A 15,847-nucleotide genomic window follows, 5' to 3' on the forward strand; every position below is an offset into this window, starting at 1 on the left:
TATGTACCAGTTTTTACTGGGCAAGATCTCTACCCTTACCGCGGATCCGCTGGCGGCAACCTTCGCAGACAGGGCACCTCAGGGGGCAAGAAATGTCTCCTGGCTCGCAGGGCGAACGCTGCTCGCCAGAGCATTTCACCCTGCCCCTCTGCCCGATATTATTTATGGTGAGCATGGAAAACCGGCCTTCTCAGATTGTTATCCATTGTGGTTTAACCTGAGCCATAGCGGGGATGACATTGCCTTATTGTTGAGCGACGAGGGTGAAGTCGGCTGCGATATCGAAGCGATCCGCCCGCGTAAAAACTGGCAGGCGTTAGCGGATGCCGTCTTTAGCCAGGCAGAGCGTGATGAATTAAACCAGCAAGCGCCGGAGCAACAACTTCCTGCATTCTGGCGTATCTGGACCCGTAAAGAAGCCCTGGTCAAGTATGCAGGTGGCAGCGTCTGGCTAATGAGCGTCTTAAACAGCAGTCATCACGCGCAATGCAGTGCGCTACAACTCGGTTCGCTGAGCCTTGCTGTTTGTACCTCGACACACTTTACGTTATCGAAGGAGTTGATTACTTTCCTATGAATCTCCAGCTAACCAACAAAAAGTTGTAGACGGTATTTCTCCGGGGTCATGTTATTCAGCGATTCGTGCAGGCGTTTATTAAATGTGCATGGTGCGATTATGCGGGATAGGCTTTTACTGCTCAAAGATGGCTTCCCCCTCTTCCCTGTCGCTCTCTCTCGCCAGTGATGCCAGGTGCTCGAAATCAGCGACGGTGTAGTACGTTTTGGGTGCCGGGAGTCGCGCCATACGGCTACCGTGCCAGAGCTGTAACTGCGCCAGCGAAGCAAGATCGTAGCCCTGCCAGCGGTGCGGTAAGTTCTGCCGCCACGGCTTAGCCTGCTCGCCCGGAACCGGGGTGGGGAGACGATTATCCGTAACGTCATAATTACGCAGCAGCACCAGCTGCTTTTCTGGCACGTGTCGCTTGCTATCCCACCAGCGGCCATCCAGCATGTCAAAATGGAAGCGGGTAATGTCGGCAGGCTGTGCACCGAGTTCCTTCAACGCCTGCGGCAATACCTTGTCCATTGCCTGGTTGTAGGCTTCTTCGCTGGTGATATGCCGATGGCGGATCAGCGAGACGGCAATACGCGCTCCGAGTAAATTCGAGTAGAGATCTTCCGGTGAAAAAGCAGAGACTTCTTCTGATATGCCGGTAATAGAGCTAAAGCCGTACCATTGTACAATTTCATGCCAGGCCGCCAGCTGAAACGCCAGATGGGCGGAAAGCCATGCTGCCAGATCCCGGCGTGCTTGATTGCTGGTCGGTGGCGTAAAGCCCTTGAACACTATCCGGCGCTCCGTCAGTTCATCGTCCAGTTTGAGTACGAAAGGGTGGCCAAGTTTCGGCAACAGTTGGCTGAAAAGATATACCGTCATATCGGCGGTATCGCGGATATGCGCGGTATCGATAAACCCACCGCGGGCGGTATAAATAATTCCATTGCGTTCACGTCCCATCCCGACCAGATTGGCGATCCCGGCCAGCACGCTGTCGTTATAGAGATGCTTTCCGAGGCAATCGGCGGTAACAACGTTATCGAGCTGATAAAACGGCAGCGGGATATTCAACACTTCTACCCGCAGATTATAACCGAACGCGCAGCAGGGTCTCAGCCCTTGCGGCGGAGCCAGTGAGGTCACTTCGGCTCCCTGTGCCGCTGTAGCAAGCAACATGATGCCTGCCAGCAAGCCTTTTACTCCCTTCAAAATGCCTCTCCCACCTGAAAATAGAACCCGCTGCTGCCCTTACCGATACCGTAATCGAGGCGCACGTTCATAAGCGGTTTGAATTCAAAGCGGTACCCAACCCCCGCAGAGGGTAACCAGCGTCCGTTATCCAGTTCATGAAACGTTGATGCCATCGTGCCGGCCCCAATCCAGCCAGCAATTCCGTGTCGCCAGCTCAATTTCTGCCGATACTCCAGCTGGCCGCTGATCACATTCTTGTCGCGATAGCGGCCCTCATAGTAACCACGCATCCGCTCGTTACTGCCAAGCAACGGCAGCCTATTCCACGGCACGTTACCTTGTGTGAAATCGCCGTTCACTTCCCAGGCCAGCACACCCCCTTCTGTGACGAGGTGGTAGCGGCTGTAGTGCAGTGAGTACTCATTAAAATCGGTGTCGCTGCCGGTAACAGAGCTGTAGCGGATATAGCGGAAATCCGCGCTCTGCCCGCTACGCGGATTGGGCACAAAATCGCGATCGTCCCAGCTAAGCGATACGCTTGCGCCGGAGCTGAACACCGAAGCTCCTTCCGGCGTATTTTCTATATGCCGCGGAGCGTCAGCATCCTTGTCCGCAGCGTGTTCCATCGCCAGCGACCAACCCACGCCAAGGTACGTATTTTCAACCAGTTGGTGGTACAACATCGGACGCAGGGAGAAGCCCTGTGAGGTGTACTTCTGTTTTTGATGATCGTTATCGCCAGCGGTAAACCCTTGCCCCCAGAAATAGGTGGTCTGATTATCCAGGGAGCCTTCGACAAAGAAACGCCAGCGATCGTCGGCGAAAAAAGCGTAATTAGTGAAATTGACACCAAAAGCGCCGGTGAGGGTAGCGTAACCATTAAGTGATAACGTCGAGTTCTGGCTTACGCTATCATTCAGGTCGGGGCGATAAATACCGACGATAGCCGTGCCCAGGCCCAACCCCTGTTCCGGGTTATAAAAAGGACCGGCTATCACTCCCCACTCTATCCCTTTGCTGGCATCACACGGATTACTGGCGCTGACGGGTTCCAGCCATTTGTCGATTTGCTCCTGGCCCGGCAGCAAAGATTGCGCGCCGCAGGATAATGTCAGCACCCATAAGGAACACAACAGTATGCGAATGCCGTTAAACATCAAAAACGGTACTCGCCAGCAACAAAGAAGCTGTTGCGCGTGGCAAAACCAACCTCTGTCGTCACATTGAAATCACGGGTAATGACATACTGCGCCCCAATCAGCATGTTCCAGGGGGATTGCAAATGCTGTTTAACGTCGAAGCGGCCTTTCCCTTTACTGTTTGCCATATTGACCATCTCTTGCAGGCCTGTAGAGGGCATGGAGAGATCGCTAAGGCGACCTTTAAATTCCTGCTGAACGTCCTGATACATGCTGCCGACCCAGACGTTTAACTTGCCGGCAGGCAGATGGAGCGTATCCATTCCCGGCGTCGTAAAGCGGTAGCCCAGGCGCGGAGTAAACGTAAAAGCGTCAATGCTGCCGTCGAGAATATCAAAACGGGTCTGCGTGTAATTGGCATCTACCAGAGCAAACCAGTTACCGACTCCGCCTGCCAGCGTAGTGCCTGCGCCGTAGGTGGTACCTTTGAAATCGAGCCGGAACTTCAGATTTTGCAGGTTATCCGGCCTTATCTCACCTAAGTTACCCAGTTTCACTCCCACGCCAATATCAGAAACCGAATGACCTTCCGTATGACCAACCAGACCATAAACGTTCATAAACGGGAAGATCCAGGCATCAAGCCTGAGGGTTTCTGTTTCGCTGCTTTCTCGGGTATCGCCGACGTTGATTTTGAAAAGGTTATCAAGTGGTATGGACCCCAACGCCAGGCCGCTAAAGGCAATGCTATCGACGGCAATGTTCTGCCGCATATTCATGTAATTTATATTTATGCCGAAAGGCGCGGGCAAATCATAACCCCGCGCTCGCGCTTCGTCGCCATAGAACGGCAGTGCGGAAAAAGAAGATGGCTGCTGGTTTTCCTTATGCGGCGTGTCGGCCGCAAACGGCCCGGTATCCTGATACCAATAAAGCGATGCCGAAGGGGTAACGGGCGAGGTTGCGGCCCAGGGATGAAAAGCGATACACATTAAGCTCAGCAGTGCCGCGCAGTTAAAGTTATTCATTTTAAAGAAATTTCCCTATATTCAGTCGTTATCCGTTAGTTGGCGGGTGGTAGAATATCAAAAATATAATTAGCATACTAATCATTAGTATTGTAATGATTTAAATCAAATCTTTCATGCGTTTTACGGGTTATTCTCACTTCACCCGAAATGTTGGGTTTTAGTAACTCTTTGAATACGTGAGGATAAAATGAGAAAACTGGCAGTGGCAGCAGTGGGCGTTATAACAGCATTGGCGGGAACAGCTCATGCTGCTGAAATTTATAACAAAGATGGCAACAAACTTGATCTGTATGGAAAAATTGATGCCCTGCATTATTTTTCCAGCAATGCCGATAAAGATGGCGACCAGTCATATGTTCGCGTTGGCATCAAAGGGGAAACCCAGATTAATAGCCAACTGACCGGTTTTGCACAGTGGGAATATCAGTTTAATGCCAACCGGCCAGAAAATGGTGATGGAAGCGGCTCGCCTCAGGCGTGGACTCGTCTGGCTTTTGCCGGAATCAAGTTCGATAAATATGGTTCCATTAATTATGGTCGAAATTACGGCGTGCTCTATGATATCGGTGCCTGGACTGACGTGCTGCCAGAATGGGGAAATGATAGCTATGAAAGTCCCGATAACTTTATGACCGGCCGCGCTAACGGCCTGCTTACCTATCGAAATACTGATTTCTTTGGCCTGGTTGATGGGCTTAATATTTCCCTTCAGTATCAGGGTAAAAATGACGGAAGAAGTAAAGAGGCCTTTGATGGCGCACGTCTTAGCAATAATGCACGTAGTAACATTGCCTACGAAAACGGCGATGGTTATGGTGTTTCAGCAGTTTATGACTTCGATTCTGGAATCAGTGCCGGCGCGGCTTATACCAGCGCAAAGCGCACTCTCAATCAGTTAACCTATGATAAATTTAATACTGGAAACACGGCAGAAGCCTGGACCGCAGGGTTAAAATATAACAGTAACCACCTTTACCTCGCGGCAAACTATGCAGAAACGCGCAATATGACTTATATGGGAGACCTGAATAGCGTTGCGCATAAAGCGCAGAGCTGGGAAGTGATTGGTCAATATCAGTTCGACAATGGCTTCAGGCCATCTTTAGGTTTCCTGCAGTCTCGTGCCAGCGATGTGCCTGGATATGGTAATTTTGACCTGACTAAATATATTGAAGTAGGCACTTATTATTACTTTAATAAAAACATGTCAGCCTATGTTGATTATCGAATCAATCTGATAAAAAACAATAATCCAGCAGGTAGAAATTCCGATAATATTATCGCTACCGCTTTTGTGTATCAATTCTAAAAACCTACGCGTCAAAACAGGCAAAACGTAGCACTCGTTTTGCCTGTGCCTTTGCAACTAATTAGCCTTATCCTTATTTTCATCAATTAACAATGCAGCCTTGAAGTAACAATAAGACATATAAGATATTTTTACTCAACAAAAAAACCCGCCATAGCGGCGGGTTAGCGTTGTATCATTGGATACATAATTCTTATAAATAAAAATATAAAATGCACATTAACGTTGAGGCAAGACTCAGAAATAGGTTGCTGCTTTATTTATGAAGTTCTGCGGTCATATGGACACGGTTATTCGTATTGGCTTCGGTGATGACATATCCAGCGCCCTGCTCTGCTGCCTGTGCAGCAATTTTGGCTTCCGCCTCATCGAGAGTATCAGCAGTAACAGAAATGCTGTGGGCAAAACTTGAAGCTGAAATAACCAACAGAGCAGCGACGGTAGCAATTGACCTTGTTTTCATGGTTTTCATAATGTTAGTCCTTAACTGAAGTGATTGAAGTTTATCTCTTTGTTGAAATAATGGTAATAATTCTAATCATTATAATATTAACAATTCGTGTCATTTATTATTAGCTTTCTAATTAATTATCAACAGAGTGACAACCGCAGCCTCACCCGCCGAGAGGGAAGCCGCATTGGCAAGGCAGCAGCATCAGGCAGTTCGTTGAGGGTTACTAAAGCACTGGCGGTTTTTAGCTGATGGAGATGAGAACGACGAGGTGCGGTTTCGTAAGGGCAAGCTTGGCCTGCTGTCGCAAAAGGAACGATTGATGACACCAAAGCCAAAACAATAACGACAGCCAGGAGAAGCGCCAAGCATCAACGCAAAGTGCTTTAACAGTGGAGATTCAGGAGTGATTTAGCGTTTAAAGAGAAGAGTACCCCTAACCCACAGTCTCACCGTCAGAACTCGAAACAGGGTCATAAACGCCACAGAGGAAGGTAAATCGATATACATCCTGCCCAGCCTTCGGCTGGGAGAGGCGGGGAAGTTGAAACCTTAACCGTCGAGGGAGCGGAAAGCATAAGCGTGCAATTTTTTTAAGCCGGGGATTCAGTTCTAGGCTAACGGTTGAACGCGGCTTGAGACAGTTAGTTCACACATCTGGGACGAATAGTCCACTTCGTGAATCACGAGCTTACGCAGGTCATATGTGGCGGAGGTAGAAAATGTCTAAAAGACAAAACTGTAAACGCTTGGAAGGGTTACTGATCTGGCAACAATACACAATAACAGCGAGATATTTTGAGCGATGTATTCTACTTTGTGGCACACAACAATCAGAATCCACTTAATCCCAATGAAAGATTGCTTTAAGCTTAGCAAGCTTTGAACAAAACAATCAATAGTTACCAACTGGGATAATTATCATGCATAAAGGTTTATTGGTGTTACTGGCTTCAACCATTATTCTTTCAGGCTGCGCGGCTAAAAAAGATCTCGTTCCAACTGGGGGCAGTAAAGCCGATGGAACAGTTCGTATGAGCTATTCGTACGGGATGTTTGAAGTTCCTCAGGTCGACCCGCAACAAGGAATAGCTGCTGCTAAATCGCGTTGTGCTGCATGGGGTTATTCAGGTGCAGAAGCCTTCGGTGGTTCCACATCAATTTGCTCTCAAATGTCTTCGTCTGGCTGTACTATAACAACCGTAACCACAGAGTATCAATGCACCGGAGATATTAAGAAGTAAATACGCAAATGGGGCTAAAAGCCCCATTACAAAGCACCTTCGCCTGTTAGTTTTCAATCGTACAGTCAGCGGCCCGCTCTGGCGGATTCAATAATCATCTCGACCGTTAGAGCTTTTATTTCTTTCTCTGGTTTCTTCTGCCAAAAAGGATACTCATATTCTATATAGTTCCTGGTGTCCATATTGCTGTAGTCAATATTGAAATGTTTAAACACGTCCAGAAGCATATCTTCCACGTTTTCTGGAACAAGCCGGAAGTTATCGGTCAACGTCCAGTCCTTAGTGATTCTCTTAAATCCGGGTTTAAGCCAGTGTTCTCTAATAAGGTAGTGTTCCATTAGATAATCAATTACATCCTTTTTATAGTCGCGTTCGGCTATTATAAATATGTCTATTGAATACGGTCTTGATGTCGTGCAATAATATTATATTTATTTTGTTTTAGTCTTATTTTTTATCCGCTGGACGACCGCTAAAGCCAACGCATATCCAACGCAAGAAATATGTCTGCCAACGAAGGTGGCAATTTTATTTGTGGAAATTACGTTAAGGGAGCGGATTTTTCAAACTGGGGTCAATGGCCGCCAACCGAATGGGAAACAGGCGTCTCTTAAAATCTTTCTGCTAAAAATTAAGGCGAAGCTTGTGCCGGGTGTGTTATGCCCCGCTGTCAGTTTCCCGGAAATAGGTATGTAAGGCTGGCCAATAAGAATGGTTGCAGCCGAGGAAACATCCATGCTGAAACTCTCGCGAAGTTTTCCAGAAAGATAAGGTTAAATAACTCACCAGCGGATACATTAGTATGGCCGTGATAAAAGTAGGCTCCATTCAACTTTTCAGAGGAATCCATAACCGCCCCCCTGTAGACTACTCCGGGTCATCTAATCTGTTTTCCTCGTCATCTTCAAGCATGGATTCAATAAAAAACCGTTGCTCATGGGTAAGCTCTATTTCCTTAAACAACCTGCACAACTCGGCTTTCCAGTGTTCGTCTTCGTTTTCCTGACTGATTCAGCCATATATTGCCGTACTTATTTTAGGGTCAACCCAGTCTATAAAATGATCAACGCTAATGCAACACATTGATATTTATTGCAGATGCAAAAACAACGGAGGGGAGGACTCAGGAGAAATGTCCCGCACAAACAAAGCATAACCGAAGCAGGTGTCGGCAATAACAAACCTAATACCCGAATAGTAGTATTGTGGCGTTAGCGCTCTATTGAGTTTGATAATACTTTTACAAGCGTAATAAATTGAATCTCGGTTTTCAGAGAGCTTAACCGTCTGTCGTAACACCGACACACTCGCAATTAGTCAGGTGTCACAGTGAAACGAAGCTCATACCCTCTACCTGTCGGCCAAACTTTTTTCTCGGAGGTCACCCTCCATCCATCGACGGTATATTCACCGTATTTCCCTTTATTAAGTGAACCCACAATATCAGCAACTTTTCCCGGTGAGTTGGGAAACATCTTTTTCATTATTTCAATTGATCCGTTTACAAAATAGCTTCTAGCAATTTTAACCGAATCTGGTTCTTGGTTGTTCATATTAAGCATAAGCATCAATTTCTTTGTTTTGGTCTCATTCCCGGACACATAGTAAGCGATGTTGTTATTAATCGAGTCGCTACTATTCGGTGCTTCTATTTCAAAATATGGTGTTCCACACGTATAGTCTTCGCTGCCTTCTGAGTAAGGTTTATAGGTTGACGGCGCTTTTATGAAAGGCATCTCTGAAAGGAAGTGACAAGCATCAGAAGGAATAGGAGCTGATGTGCTAACGGCAAAACTTGAAGTTGAGACAACAGATAGCAATAAAAAAATAGTCTTTTTATTCATGGGAAAAATCCTTGTTATACGAACTCATATAGTTTTGTCTTATTGACTCAAGCACTATGCCATATATAAATAGGTTACAATCTGTTCGACCATAACGATGGGCGTAAGTCAGTAGATCATCGACAAATTCAGTAAATACTTTAATAAACTTCAAGATGCATTAATGACTTGGCATCAGTTATTTCTTTTGGGGACAGGGCGAGTGTAAGCAGATCCACCCATCAACTGAATAAATATCACCCCACTCACAGACAATGATAAGCCATTAGCCCGATTGGTGATACAGCAACAAGCGGAGCGGAGCGACTTCATCAGGGTTATGTTATTACAGCGGGGCTTATCAGGATGCTCGTATATCACCAAGGAACCGTGAGTCAGACGGAGACAAAGCCTGCATTTCGTTTGCAGGTACGAATATCACCATAAACCTGTTTATTCCCTGCAACGTCATCTCGACGTGCGGCATCAGGGAGCCTCGGGAAAATGAGACAAAACGCTTCTGAGCCGCTTTATCACCTACGCCAAACGAACCATCACGGGTGCTCGCCAGACCGGGGTGAAAACAGGAACCATCGGCTGCGTATGGAACCAACAGTTCAGGGTCGTTATCTTCAGAGGAATCAGACACCAACAGTTGCCAAGGCTCAACACTCAGAGCATTAGCCAGCACCTCAATCGCATCCAAAGACGCATTAGAGCGACTGCGTTCAATACGGCTCATATAGCTATGAGCAAACCCACACCGATCGGTAAAGGCTTCCTGGCTCATTCCGGCCGCTATACGCAGCTCTTTTACTCGTTGTCCAAACAGTTTTCTCCGGGTCATTTTCATGCCCTGAATTTGCGCAGATGTCTACTAAAGAGACACGGACTAATAGTAACATTTTGAATCAATGATCTATGATGCGATAACTGACACCGCTGTGGTGGATTCTGAGGGATAACAACATGTCAAAAACACGGCTTAGTAAGCCCGGTTTTCCAGCCAAGTCTATGCTGACCGTTATGTTAATAGCTGCGTCATCCACATCTTATGCAGCAGAGAGTATTGATCAACTGGCAACACGCATTGGGATGGATCACTTTCGGGAGGCGATTAAGAAGGGCGACCGCAACGGCTTTAAAACACTGCCCGCAAAAGGCTATAAAAACGGCCTTACCGGGCTGTTAATCAAAACTAACACCTACGTTAATCCCGAATACAGCTTTGCAGATTGCGATACGGACACCGTTATCGTTTCTGTTCAGGAAAACAAAACGCTACCAGGGTGCAGGATCTCTTTGAAGCTTGCAAAAAAAGATGCGAATGGTAACTACCAGGATAGCGGCATTCGTGTTGAATATGGTATCGGCACAGGTTCTAAAAAGTTCATCGCCAATAATTCTAACTGGGCGCAATATGCCATTACAGGCAGCAAAGTGCTGGAACTTTCTCTCGAATAGCAACACGTAGAAGGCAGCCGGTGAGCATGAGTGCAGCTACCGGCTTACCATTGCCAGCATCGACAACAGAAGCTTACCGGCAGCGGAAGTCAGATCCGTTGTGCCAGGCTGGTGGACAATGACCTGATGCCGCGATCGGATAGCATTCTGACTGTCTGGAGCACGTCAATAGCATCACGCCCCAAACGCTCAAGTTTCGACACCACCAACGTCTCATCAGAAAAGATGTTTATAAAACATATAAAAACAAAACAATAAGTTAAGAGGAAAATACAACTCAAGAACCAAGTGCTTGTTGTCTTGAAGTTTCAGCTTAACACCCACCAGCCCCCCAGCCTGCACTACAAAAGCTACCTGAAATATTCGTCGCGCCGAAAAGTGGATGTCCCGGGTTTACCACTCCCCCTTTCAGGCATTGCGTTCAAAAACTTCGGGGGTGGCAAAATCATCCTTATATTTGCAGATAAACATTGTTGAAAAATTCTCTCCCGCATAGTTCAATTAACTACTTAGGAATTTTCTGATCGTCTTTCTCAAGGAAGCTTATGCCCGTGTCCAATTCTTACCAGGCCCAACCGGATGGTTATGTGCGCTTTGATTGGAGTGGCAACACCATAGAAGGCGAGTTTTTCAGCTATGTGGAGTGTGGTCGAGATACCGACCCCAAATGCGGTTATATCCGGCCATTTGATAGAGGCATCAGACAACAACTAATTGATAATTTACAGGCTACTCACGGCATCGATCTTCAGAAATTCACCTCTCAAGATGACCTTATCACCTGTGATGCTTTTGTGACCCATAAAGATTTAAAAGCAAAACACCAGGTTGTTGTTGATGCTTTTGAATTCATTGGTGAATCCGAGCTTACAACTGAAAGAGAATGCATCGGTAATTGCCGGGTCGACTTACTACGACGCCAATATATTGTCGGTGTCCAACTTAAACAGCCTCAAGAGTCTTTGGACAACCTCAACGCCGAGTTCCTCAAATGGGTGACACCTTTCTACACACCTTTGCGTTATAAACGCAAATGGCTAACCAAGTATCGCGAGGGGTTATTACGTTTTGCCATAATCGTTGTTTTAGCAGTGCTCGGGTATTTTTTTTTAGCTAAGTAATTAGTGTGCTGCTTAGCCAGCCGCGCAATGAGAACACCGCAAATTCCGTACTATGATTTCACGACACTGAATAGCGGCGTATTACCCCGAATCTTCTCTTTATCCACTTGTTTGAACTCTTCCAGAGACACATACCACTTATTCAGCAAACGCGCGGCGATCGCTCTGGCATTTGCAAAATGGGTTGTGCGGGTAGATGCATGAATTTCGCGCTGCCCTACGAGGGAGCAATAACGAACCGGCACGGTGATCCGCATAACGTAGATCCCACGGGGACGTCGGTCGAGATTATCTACGCTGTGCCATCGGCTGTATGACCCCTTTGCAGGAGGATCTCGAGCGCCGTCACGTATGAATAAAAAAATGCTGAGGAATGAATACGTTAAGGAAAGTCTGGAGCGGGCGAAGGGGTTAGAACAACCCCGCCAATAACTTGAAAAATATAGAATTTTCAAGTTATATCTTAACTTATACCCCCAAAGATACCCCCAAAGCACAGAGGCTTTGAATTCAAGTAATTACCTTTGTCGATAAATCAGCAGGAAGCGAGATGATAGCAAATGGCAGGCATACTCGAAAGCAGCGACACCAGTAGCATCAGACTAATTACGATTTAATAAACCCAGATCGCGGCGGGCCCTCATGATATCAATATTCGTGAGATATGGCGTTTGTTCTTGCCAGCTAAACCCTCTGCGATCGATACGAACCAGTTCGTACTTTTCCACTAGAAAGTTAATGGCATTAGCGAGAGTGATACCGGCATCGAAATGTTCCTTTATAACGGTTTCATCACTGAACGGCGTATCGTTCAGGGTCAGACCATAGTGTTTTTCCAGTAGCCGTGTAAGAAGCAATTGCCAGACTGCAACGGGTGGCAGGCAGGGCTTCGCCGCCCGCGAAATTGTAGCCGGTAGAATTTTCATATTTGTTCTCGTGAAATTTGTTAGCGCTGAGTGGAATAAACAGCGACGTATACATAGCCACAACTGCCAAGGGTATCGGCTTCGCAGGTAAAACCGTTGTGGTACAGGGTGACGCAGTGGGCGTGGCGAGGATTCATTTCACCCGTGCTCAGCATGGATTCCATCCGGCTGATAAAATGCGGAAATGCCACATCCAGCTTAAGACATTCGGCATCACTGAACTTACCTGTGATACAGGCCCGGTCAGCCAGGTAGTGCAGCTGGTTGCCCTCCTGCACCAGACGTGTTCCCAGGCGCGGCGTGATATCGCGCTGCAGGCCCCAAATGATGTTGCTCATTACAGTTCTCCACAATTGTCAGTTCAGGGTGATGCTCATCAGGCAGGCATAAGGCCCGTTGCGGTCCTGGCGGCGTTCGGCGTACACAGCCAGGACTCCTGTGATATCCGGAACATCCCTGCCGGTGTAATGACAGACGCTACCGTGCCACTGATATTTTCCGGTGCAGTAGCGAAAGATTCGGGACTCAGGATGCTGGCGGTATATCGTCATTGCCCGGCGTTTACTGATAATTTTCATGTAATACCTCACAACAGACCGTGTTCTGCGAACGAATAGATTTGCCTGCCACCAACAATCAGATGGTCAGGAATACGGATATCCACCAGTTGAAGTACCTGAGTCAGTCGCTGCGTGAGGGCTTTGTCAGCCTGGCTGGGTGTCGTCTCGCCGGAAGGATGGTTATGCACCAGTATCACCGCCGCCGCATTGAAGTGCAGTGCACGTTTGACCACTTCCCGGGGATGGACCTCGGTGCGGTTAATCGTGCCACTAAAGAGCGTCTCATGGGCGATAAGCTGGTTCTGATTATCCAGATACAGCACCCGGAACTCTTCCCGCTCAAGTGCGGCCATATGCAGTCGCAACCACTCCCGAACGGCGTGAGTAGAGGTGAAGGCTACCCCTGGCTCATGCAGGTGCCGCTCCAGAGCCCTGAGCGCCCGCTGAATGAGACGCCGGTCCTGTGGCGTCATCTCGCCGGGTAAAAAGGAGAGCTGTTTCATCCTTTGTTCCTCCGTTCAGTCGATGATACGCAGAATGGCGTGAGCTTCAGGATGCTGCAGGGCATAGTCCCGCAAGCGATAATAGTGTGCGGTCATTGCGTCACACTCTGTGCGACAGGCGTGATGGCTGTATTCAATCATGCAGACCGCGATACCTGCGGCTTCCACGCTCATTTCCGCGCCATTGCCGTTCATGCTATTAAACAGATGCCATTTATCGCCACCGTCAGCATCAGGGGCCATAAACGCGCCGCCATTACTGAGCGTGTAAAAGGACCAGATACCACCGCTGTACTCATCACAAAAGCGCTCCATCCAGGCGAAAATACGCGGTTCCAGCGTTATCCACTGCGGGATAGTGCCAAAGTACAGCGGCCAGAAATCGAGACGCTGTTCGTCAGGTACTGGTGTTGCTGTAAGGGCAAATTGAGGTTCATTAGCGGGTACCAATTCGCATTGAGTTTGTGTCGTCATGGATTTTCTCCGTCAATAAAAACGCCAGCGACGATGGCTGGCGTATGGGAAATAAAGGACAGACAGGGATGATGAATGGGTGTGGTCAGGAGGAGGATGCTCTGAGCATGCCTGAGTTGCGGATATAACGGTTAAGCCCTTCACCGGCATCCGGTTCAAAGCACCACGCCCGCCAGATCATTCGACCTTCAGAGTCACGAACCACCAGGCGGAAGTGTGTGCCCTGGTCGTCTTCAATGCTGATGTTGCGATACCTGCGGGTAACCGCTTCGGCCTGCTGTCGGGTGAACTGTCCTGATGGCAACATATGAGATTCAGACATTGGGTGTACCTTAAAAGCAAAAGCCCCTGACGCAGAAGCGTCAGGGGCTGTGGGTGTATGCAGGTGTGGGATGATTATCAGTAACCGGTTTGTACCTTATACAGCTGCAGGGTTTTACTGCCCCGGACAATTTTCACATACAAGGCATTATCTTTTGTGCCGCGCACAAACCCGGCCTGTACATCGCCCTTACAGTCACCACCATCGTAAGGAATGTTGGCACCGGTCTGGCGCACCAGGTCGATAATCCCGAAGCTAAGGTCCTCACAGGCCGGGCCCGGCAGGTCCTGAATCAGGGCAAATTTATGGTCGTCGCTGACACCGGTCAGTGAGCACATGGAGGTGTTGATGTCGTTTCCCTGGCACCAGTACTCCTGGCCGGGATTGTCTTTATCCATCAGGCTTGCCGGAAGTTGAGCGGCACCGGCACTGAAGGCGGCAAGTGACAGAATGAGGGCGGGTACAGCAGAGGTCATTATTTTCAGCATGGTTTTCTTCCTGAATTAATCCAGCCCGCTGTCGGGCAAAATGAGGGAGGTAGGTATCGGGTGTTATCAGAAGCGCCGGTAGCGAAACAGCTCTTTGCCCTGGTACAACGCCACCAGGTCGTCATACTCCGGCTTCTTCTGGTTGGGCTTAAAGGTCACTACCGTGCCCGGACGACACAGGTCTTTTGCGGTGAGACCGAATTTCTTGTCCGGAGTAATGGTGAATCCCTTCGACACATCGTTGTGCATGATGGTTATCCAGCCCCACAGGCCGCCTTCGCAGTCTTTAAAGGGTGCGGAACGCACCGTGACCATACCGCCCTTACGGTCAACGAACATGGCCTCACACTTCCCCGTGACCTGACGATGCGCATCACACCAGAAAATGTTCCCGTTGTTGTCATTAACTACCGCAGGTAGGGTCCGGTTATAAGGCTGAGCCTGAGCGCCCGCACAGAGCAGAAGGCTGCCGGTAATGCCCAGTATTTTAATCAGTGTTTTCATTACGTTGGTCCTTAACAGAGAAAGAATCAGGTAGCGGTGATTCAGGCCCAGACGGTCAGGCCCAGCATCAAAAGCCATACCCAGAGGTAAGCTGGTTTCTGACCGAGAGTTTTCGCCCGCCGCCACAGATAGAACGGCACCAGCCAGGCCAGTTTGCCGAACGTGGTGGTGTCCACTCCGGCCTTACGCAGGCGTCGTTCATCGAGATACCCCAGAGCAATATTGAGCAGCAGCGTGATAAACCAGTACTGCCCACCCGAGACGGCATCATATGCCTCGTCAAATGACATCCCGTTCAGCCCTGCAGTCCACAACTCCAGCGCGTAGCCAATGAAGGGAGCAAATGCCAGCGTCCATACCACTCCACCCGGAATGCGGTTCCCCGGCAGCGCTGGTGGTGTGGTGCTGTGGAGCAGCGCCGAAGCCAGCGGGGTGGCGGAGACCGGTTGCCAGTCCGGCATACCCTGTCGCCACACCAGCGTGGCAGCGGTGAGTTCACCGCGCGCAATCAGGCCAGTGATGTCGTCTTCAGTCACATTGTCGTGACGTATGCCATTTTTCTCGTAATGCCAGGTCATTGTTTTTCCTTCTTAACAGAGATAATTAAATCAGTGTGTTGCCCGGCTCCTCCTCAGAGAGCCCAGGAGACAGGACTTCGCGGATACAGCTGAAGTGCGGAAGGGCCCGGATAAAGCCCGCCTGTGTGGTTAACTGGCTGAGACGTTTTAGCGGGGTGAA

At 48.6% G+C, this 15,847-nt stretch carries 20 protein-coding genes and 5 pseudogenes; 5 read left to right on the forward strand and 20 right to left on the reverse strand.

The window, feature by feature from the left end; translation table 11 throughout:
• The first annotated feature begins 1 nt into the window (after position 1).
• Entirely contained in the window at positions 2-577 is a 576-nt protein-coding gene (acpT, locus tag RW65_RS13735; RefSeq protein WP_039057336.1) for a 4'-phosphopantetheinyl transferase AcpT, read from the forward strand.
• A 114-nt stretch (positions 578-691) separates the two neighbouring features.
• Here acpT and RW65_RS13740 read toward each other — a convergent pair whose 3' ends face one another.
• From RW65_RS13740 to RW65_RS13750, 3 genes are read right to left on the reverse strand one after another with little or no spacing between them, the layout of a single operon-like run.
• Entirely contained in the window at positions 692-1,735 is a 1,044-nt protein-coding gene (locus tag RW65_RS13740) for a DUF4056 domain-containing protein (RefSeq protein ID WP_039057337.1), read from the reverse strand.
• Between the two features lie 29 nt (positions 1,736-1,764).
• Positions 1,765-2,907, reverse strand: coding sequence for a BamA/TamA family outer membrane protein (locus RW65_RS13745; RefSeq protein WP_039057338.1), 1,143 nt, complete (start codon positions 2,905-2,907; stop codon positions 1,765-1,767).
• Entirely contained in the window at positions 2,907-3,917 is a 1,011-nt protein-coding gene (locus tag RW65_RS13750; protein WP_039057339.1) for a hypothetical protein, read from the reverse strand. The genes RW65_RS13745 and RW65_RS13750 overlap by 1 nt, the downstream gene beginning before the upstream one ends.
• Before the next feature lie 190 nt (positions 3,918-4,107).
• Here RW65_RS13750 and RW65_RS13755 point away from each other — a divergent pair, with 190 nt between their 5' ends.
• The gene (locus RW65_RS13755) at positions 4,108-5,229 is read left to right on the forward strand and encodes a porin (protein ID WP_039057340.1); all 1,122 of its coding nucleotides are present in this window, start codon (positions 4,108-4,110) and stop codon (positions 5,227-5,229) included.
• 256 nt (positions 5,230-5,485) lie between these two features.
• On the opposite strand, the gene RW65_RS13760 is transcribed toward RW65_RS13755, so the two are convergent.
• Positions 5,486-5,701: a YdgH/BhsA/McbA-like domain containing protein gene (locus RW65_RS13760; protein ID WP_039057341.1), complete on the reverse strand. Its 216-nt coding sequence runs from the start codon at positions 5,699-5,701 to the stop codon at positions 5,486-5,488.
• 902 nt (positions 5,702-6,603) lie between these two features.
• Here RW65_RS13760 and yecR point away from each other — a divergent pair.
• Complete coding sequence (gene yecR, locus RW65_RS22005) at positions 6,604-6,924, forward strand: YecR family lipoprotein (protein ID WP_039057342.1); 321 nt, start codon at positions 6,604-6,606, stop codon at positions 6,922-6,924.
• A 65-nt stretch (positions 6,925-6,989) separates the two neighbouring features.
• Here the strand turns inward: yecR and RW65_RS13770 are convergent, their stop codons facing one another.
• The 4 genes and pseudogenes from RW65_RS13770 to RW65_RS13780 form a co-directional block, all read right to left on the reverse strand.
• On the reverse strand, positions 6,990-7,319 hold the full coding sequence (locus tag RW65_RS13770; protein ID WP_286133897.1) for a DUF1493 family protein: 330 nt from the start codon (positions 7,317-7,319) through the stop codon (positions 6,990-6,992).
• Positions 7,316-7,774, reverse strand: a pseudogene (locus RW65_RS23230) (STM2901 family protein). The gene RW65_RS13770 and the pseudogene RW65_RS23230 overlap by 4 nt, the downstream one beginning before the upstream one ends.
• Positions 7,775-8,237: 463 nt before the next feature.
• Positions 8,238-8,768 carry a hypothetical protein gene (locus RW65_RS13775; protein WP_039057344.1) on the reverse strand — a complete coding sequence of 177 codons (531 nt, stop codon included), beginning with the start codon at positions 8,766-8,768 and terminating at the stop codon, positions 8,238-8,240.
• A gap of 478 nt (positions 8,769-9,246) precedes the next feature.
• A pseudogene (locus RW65_RS13780) lies at positions 9,247-9,594 on the reverse strand (helix-turn-helix domain-containing protein); the annotation flags it as partial.
• Positions 9,595-9,716: 122 nt separating this feature from the next.
• On the opposite strand from RW65_RS13780, the pseudogene RW65_RS13785 reads away from it, so the two are divergent.
• Positions 9,717-10,205, forward strand: a pseudogene (locus RW65_RS13785) (hypothetical protein); the annotation flags it as partial.
• Between the two features lie 48 nt (positions 10,206-10,253).
• Here the strand turns inward: RW65_RS13785 and RW65_RS22015 are convergent.
• A pseudogene (locus RW65_RS22015) lies at positions 10,254-10,426 on the reverse strand (recombinase family protein); the annotation flags it as partial.
• A 330-nt stretch (positions 10,427-10,756) separates the two neighbouring features.
• Between RW65_RS22015 and RW65_RS13790 the strand changes: the two are divergent.
• Positions 10,757-11,332: a hypothetical protein gene (locus tag RW65_RS13790; protein ID WP_039057345.1), complete on the forward strand. Its 576-nt coding sequence runs from the start codon at positions 10,757-10,759 to the stop codon at positions 11,330-11,332.
• Positions 11,333-11,382: 50 nt separating this feature from the next.
• Here the strand turns inward: RW65_RS13790 and RW65_RS23365 are convergent, their stop codons facing one another.
• The 11 genes and pseudogenes from RW65_RS23365 to RW65_RS23060 all read right to left on the reverse strand — a co-directional run.
• Entirely contained in the window at positions 11,383-11,589 is a 207-nt protein-coding gene (locus tag RW65_RS23365) for a hypothetical protein (RefSeq protein ID WP_502685557.1), read from the reverse strand.
• Positions 11,590-11,934: 345 nt separating this feature from the next.
• The gene (locus tag RW65_RS13795) at positions 11,935-12,258 is read right to left on the reverse strand and encodes a TA system toxin CbtA family protein (protein ID WP_000698542.1); all 324 of its coding nucleotides are present in this window, start codon (positions 12,256-12,258) and stop codon (positions 11,935-11,937) included.
• Between the two features lie 20 nt (positions 12,259-12,278).
• Complete coding sequence (locus tag RW65_RS13800; protein ID WP_000065326.1) at positions 12,279-12,596, reverse strand: type IV toxin-antitoxin system YeeU family antitoxin; 318 nt, start codon at positions 12,594-12,596, stop codon at positions 12,279-12,281.
• An 18-nt stretch (positions 12,597-12,614) separates the two neighbouring features.
• Positions 12,615-12,836 (reverse strand): DUF987 domain-containing protein, encoded by a 222-nt coding sequence (locus tag RW65_RS13805; RefSeq protein ID WP_000691995.1) that lies wholly within the window; start codon positions 12,834-12,836, stop codon positions 12,615-12,617.
• A gap of 8 nt (positions 12,837-12,844) precedes the next feature.
• Complete coding sequence (locus RW65_RS13810) at positions 12,845-13,321, reverse strand: JAB domain-containing protein (RefSeq protein WP_000811694.1); 477 nt, start codon at positions 13,319-13,321, stop codon at positions 12,845-12,847.
• A 15-nt stretch (positions 13,322-13,336) separates the two neighbouring features.
• Positions 13,337-13,795: an antirestriction protein gene (locus RW65_RS13815; RefSeq protein WP_016538084.1), complete on the reverse strand. Its 459-nt coding sequence runs from the start codon at positions 13,793-13,795 to the stop codon at positions 13,337-13,339.
• A gap of 85 nt (positions 13,796-13,880) precedes the next feature.
• Positions 13,881-14,117 (reverse strand): DUF905 domain-containing protein, encoded by a 237-nt coding sequence (locus RW65_RS13820; protein ID WP_039055630.1) that lies wholly within the window; start codon positions 14,115-14,117, stop codon positions 13,881-13,883.
• A 77-nt stretch (positions 14,118-14,194) separates the two neighbouring features.
• Positions 14,195-14,605 carry a hypothetical protein gene (locus RW65_RS13825; RefSeq protein ID WP_039055629.1) on the reverse strand — a complete coding sequence of 137 codons (411 nt, stop codon included), beginning with the start codon at positions 14,603-14,605 and terminating at the stop codon, positions 14,195-14,197.
• Positions 14,606-14,671: 66 nt separating this feature from the next.
• Positions 14,672-15,109 (reverse strand): hypothetical protein, encoded by a 438-nt coding sequence (locus RW65_RS13830; protein WP_039055628.1) that lies wholly within the window; start codon positions 15,107-15,109, stop codon positions 14,672-14,674.
• A gap of 41 nt (positions 15,110-15,150) precedes the next feature.
• On the reverse strand, positions 15,151-15,687 hold the full coding sequence (locus RW65_RS13835) for a DUF4339 domain-containing protein (protein WP_039055627.1): 537 nt from the start codon (positions 15,685-15,687) through the stop codon (positions 15,151-15,153).
• A 25-nt stretch (positions 15,688-15,712) separates the two neighbouring features.
• A pseudogene (locus RW65_RS23060) lies at positions 15,713-15,847 on the reverse strand (transcriptional regulator); the annotation flags it as partial.

Source organism: Enterobacter sp. Bisph1 (genome assembly GCF_000814905.1).
GTDB lineage: Bacteria > Pseudomonadota > Gammaproteobacteria > Enterobacterales > Enterobacteriaceae > Kosakonia.

Bases quoted from the DNA above. Each gene is read 5' to 3' on its own strand.
- acpT (WP_039057336.1), top strand. From the start codon at position 2: ATGTACCAGTTTTTACTGGGCAAGATCTCTACCCTTACCGCGGATCCG.
- RW65_RS13740 (WP_039057337.1), bottom strand. From the start codon at position 1,735: ATGTTGCTTGCTACAGCGGCACAGGGAGCCGAAGTGACCTCACTGGCT.
- RW65_RS13745 (WP_039057338.1), bottom strand. From the start codon at position 2,907: ATGTTTAACGGCATTCGCATACTGTTGTGTTCCTTATGGGTGCTGACA.
- RW65_RS13750 (WP_039057339.1), bottom strand. From the start codon at position 3,917: ATGAATAACTTTAACTGCGCGGCACTGCTGAGCTTAATGTGTATCGCT.
- RW65_RS13755 (WP_039057340.1), top strand. From the start codon at position 4,108: ATGAGAAAACTGGCAGTGGCAGCAGTGGGCGTTATAACAGCATTGGCG.
- RW65_RS13760 (WP_039057341.1), bottom strand. From the start codon at position 5,701: ATGAAAACCATGAAAACAAGGTCAATTGCTACCGTCGCTGCTCTGTTG.
- yecR (WP_039057342.1), top strand. From the start codon at position 6,604: ATGCATAAAGGTTTATTGGTGTTACTGGCTTCAACCATTATTCTTTCA.
- RW65_RS13775 (WP_039057344.1), bottom strand. From the start codon at position 8,768: ATGAATAAAAAGACTATTTTTTTATTGCTATCTGTTGTCTCAACTTCA.
- RW65_RS13790 (WP_039057345.1), top strand. From the start codon at position 10,757: ATGCCCGTGTCCAATTCTTACCAGGCCCAACCGGATGGTTATGTGCGC.
- RW65_RS23365 (WP_502685557.1), bottom strand. From the start codon at position 11,589: ATGCGGATCACCGTGCCGGTTCGTTATTGCTCCCTCGTAGGGCAGCGC.
- RW65_RS13795 (WP_000698542.1), bottom strand. From the start codon at position 12,258: ATGAAAATTCTACCGGCTACAATTTCGCGGGCGGCGAAGCCCTGCCTG.
- RW65_RS13800 (WP_000065326.1), bottom strand. From the start codon at position 12,596: ATGAGCAACATCATTTGGGGCCTGCAGCGCGATATCACGCCGCGCCTG.
- RW65_RS13805 (WP_000691995.1), bottom strand. From the start codon at position 12,836: ATGAAAATTATCAGTAAACGCCGGGCAATGACGATATACCGCCAGCAT.
- RW65_RS13810 (WP_000811694.1), bottom strand. From the start codon at position 13,321: ATGAAACAGCTCTCCTTTTTACCCGGCGAGATGACGCCACAGGACCGG.
- RW65_RS13815 (WP_016538084.1), bottom strand. From the start codon at position 13,795: ATGACGACACAAACTCAATGCGAATTGGTACCCGCTAATGAACCTCAA.
- RW65_RS13820 (WP_039055630.1), bottom strand. From the start codon at position 14,117: ATGTCTGAATCTCATATGTTGCCATCAGGACAGTTCACCCGACAGCAG.
- RW65_RS13825 (WP_039055629.1), bottom strand. From the start codon at position 14,605: ATGCTGAAAATAATGACCTCTGCTGTACCCGCCCTCATTCTGTCACTT.
- RW65_RS13830 (WP_039055628.1), bottom strand. From the start codon at position 15,109: ATGAAAACACTGATTAAAATACTGGGCATTACCGGCAGCCTTCTGCTC.
- RW65_RS13835 (WP_039055627.1), bottom strand. From the start codon at position 15,687: ATGACCTGGCATTACGAGAAAAATGGCATACGTCACGACAATGTGACT.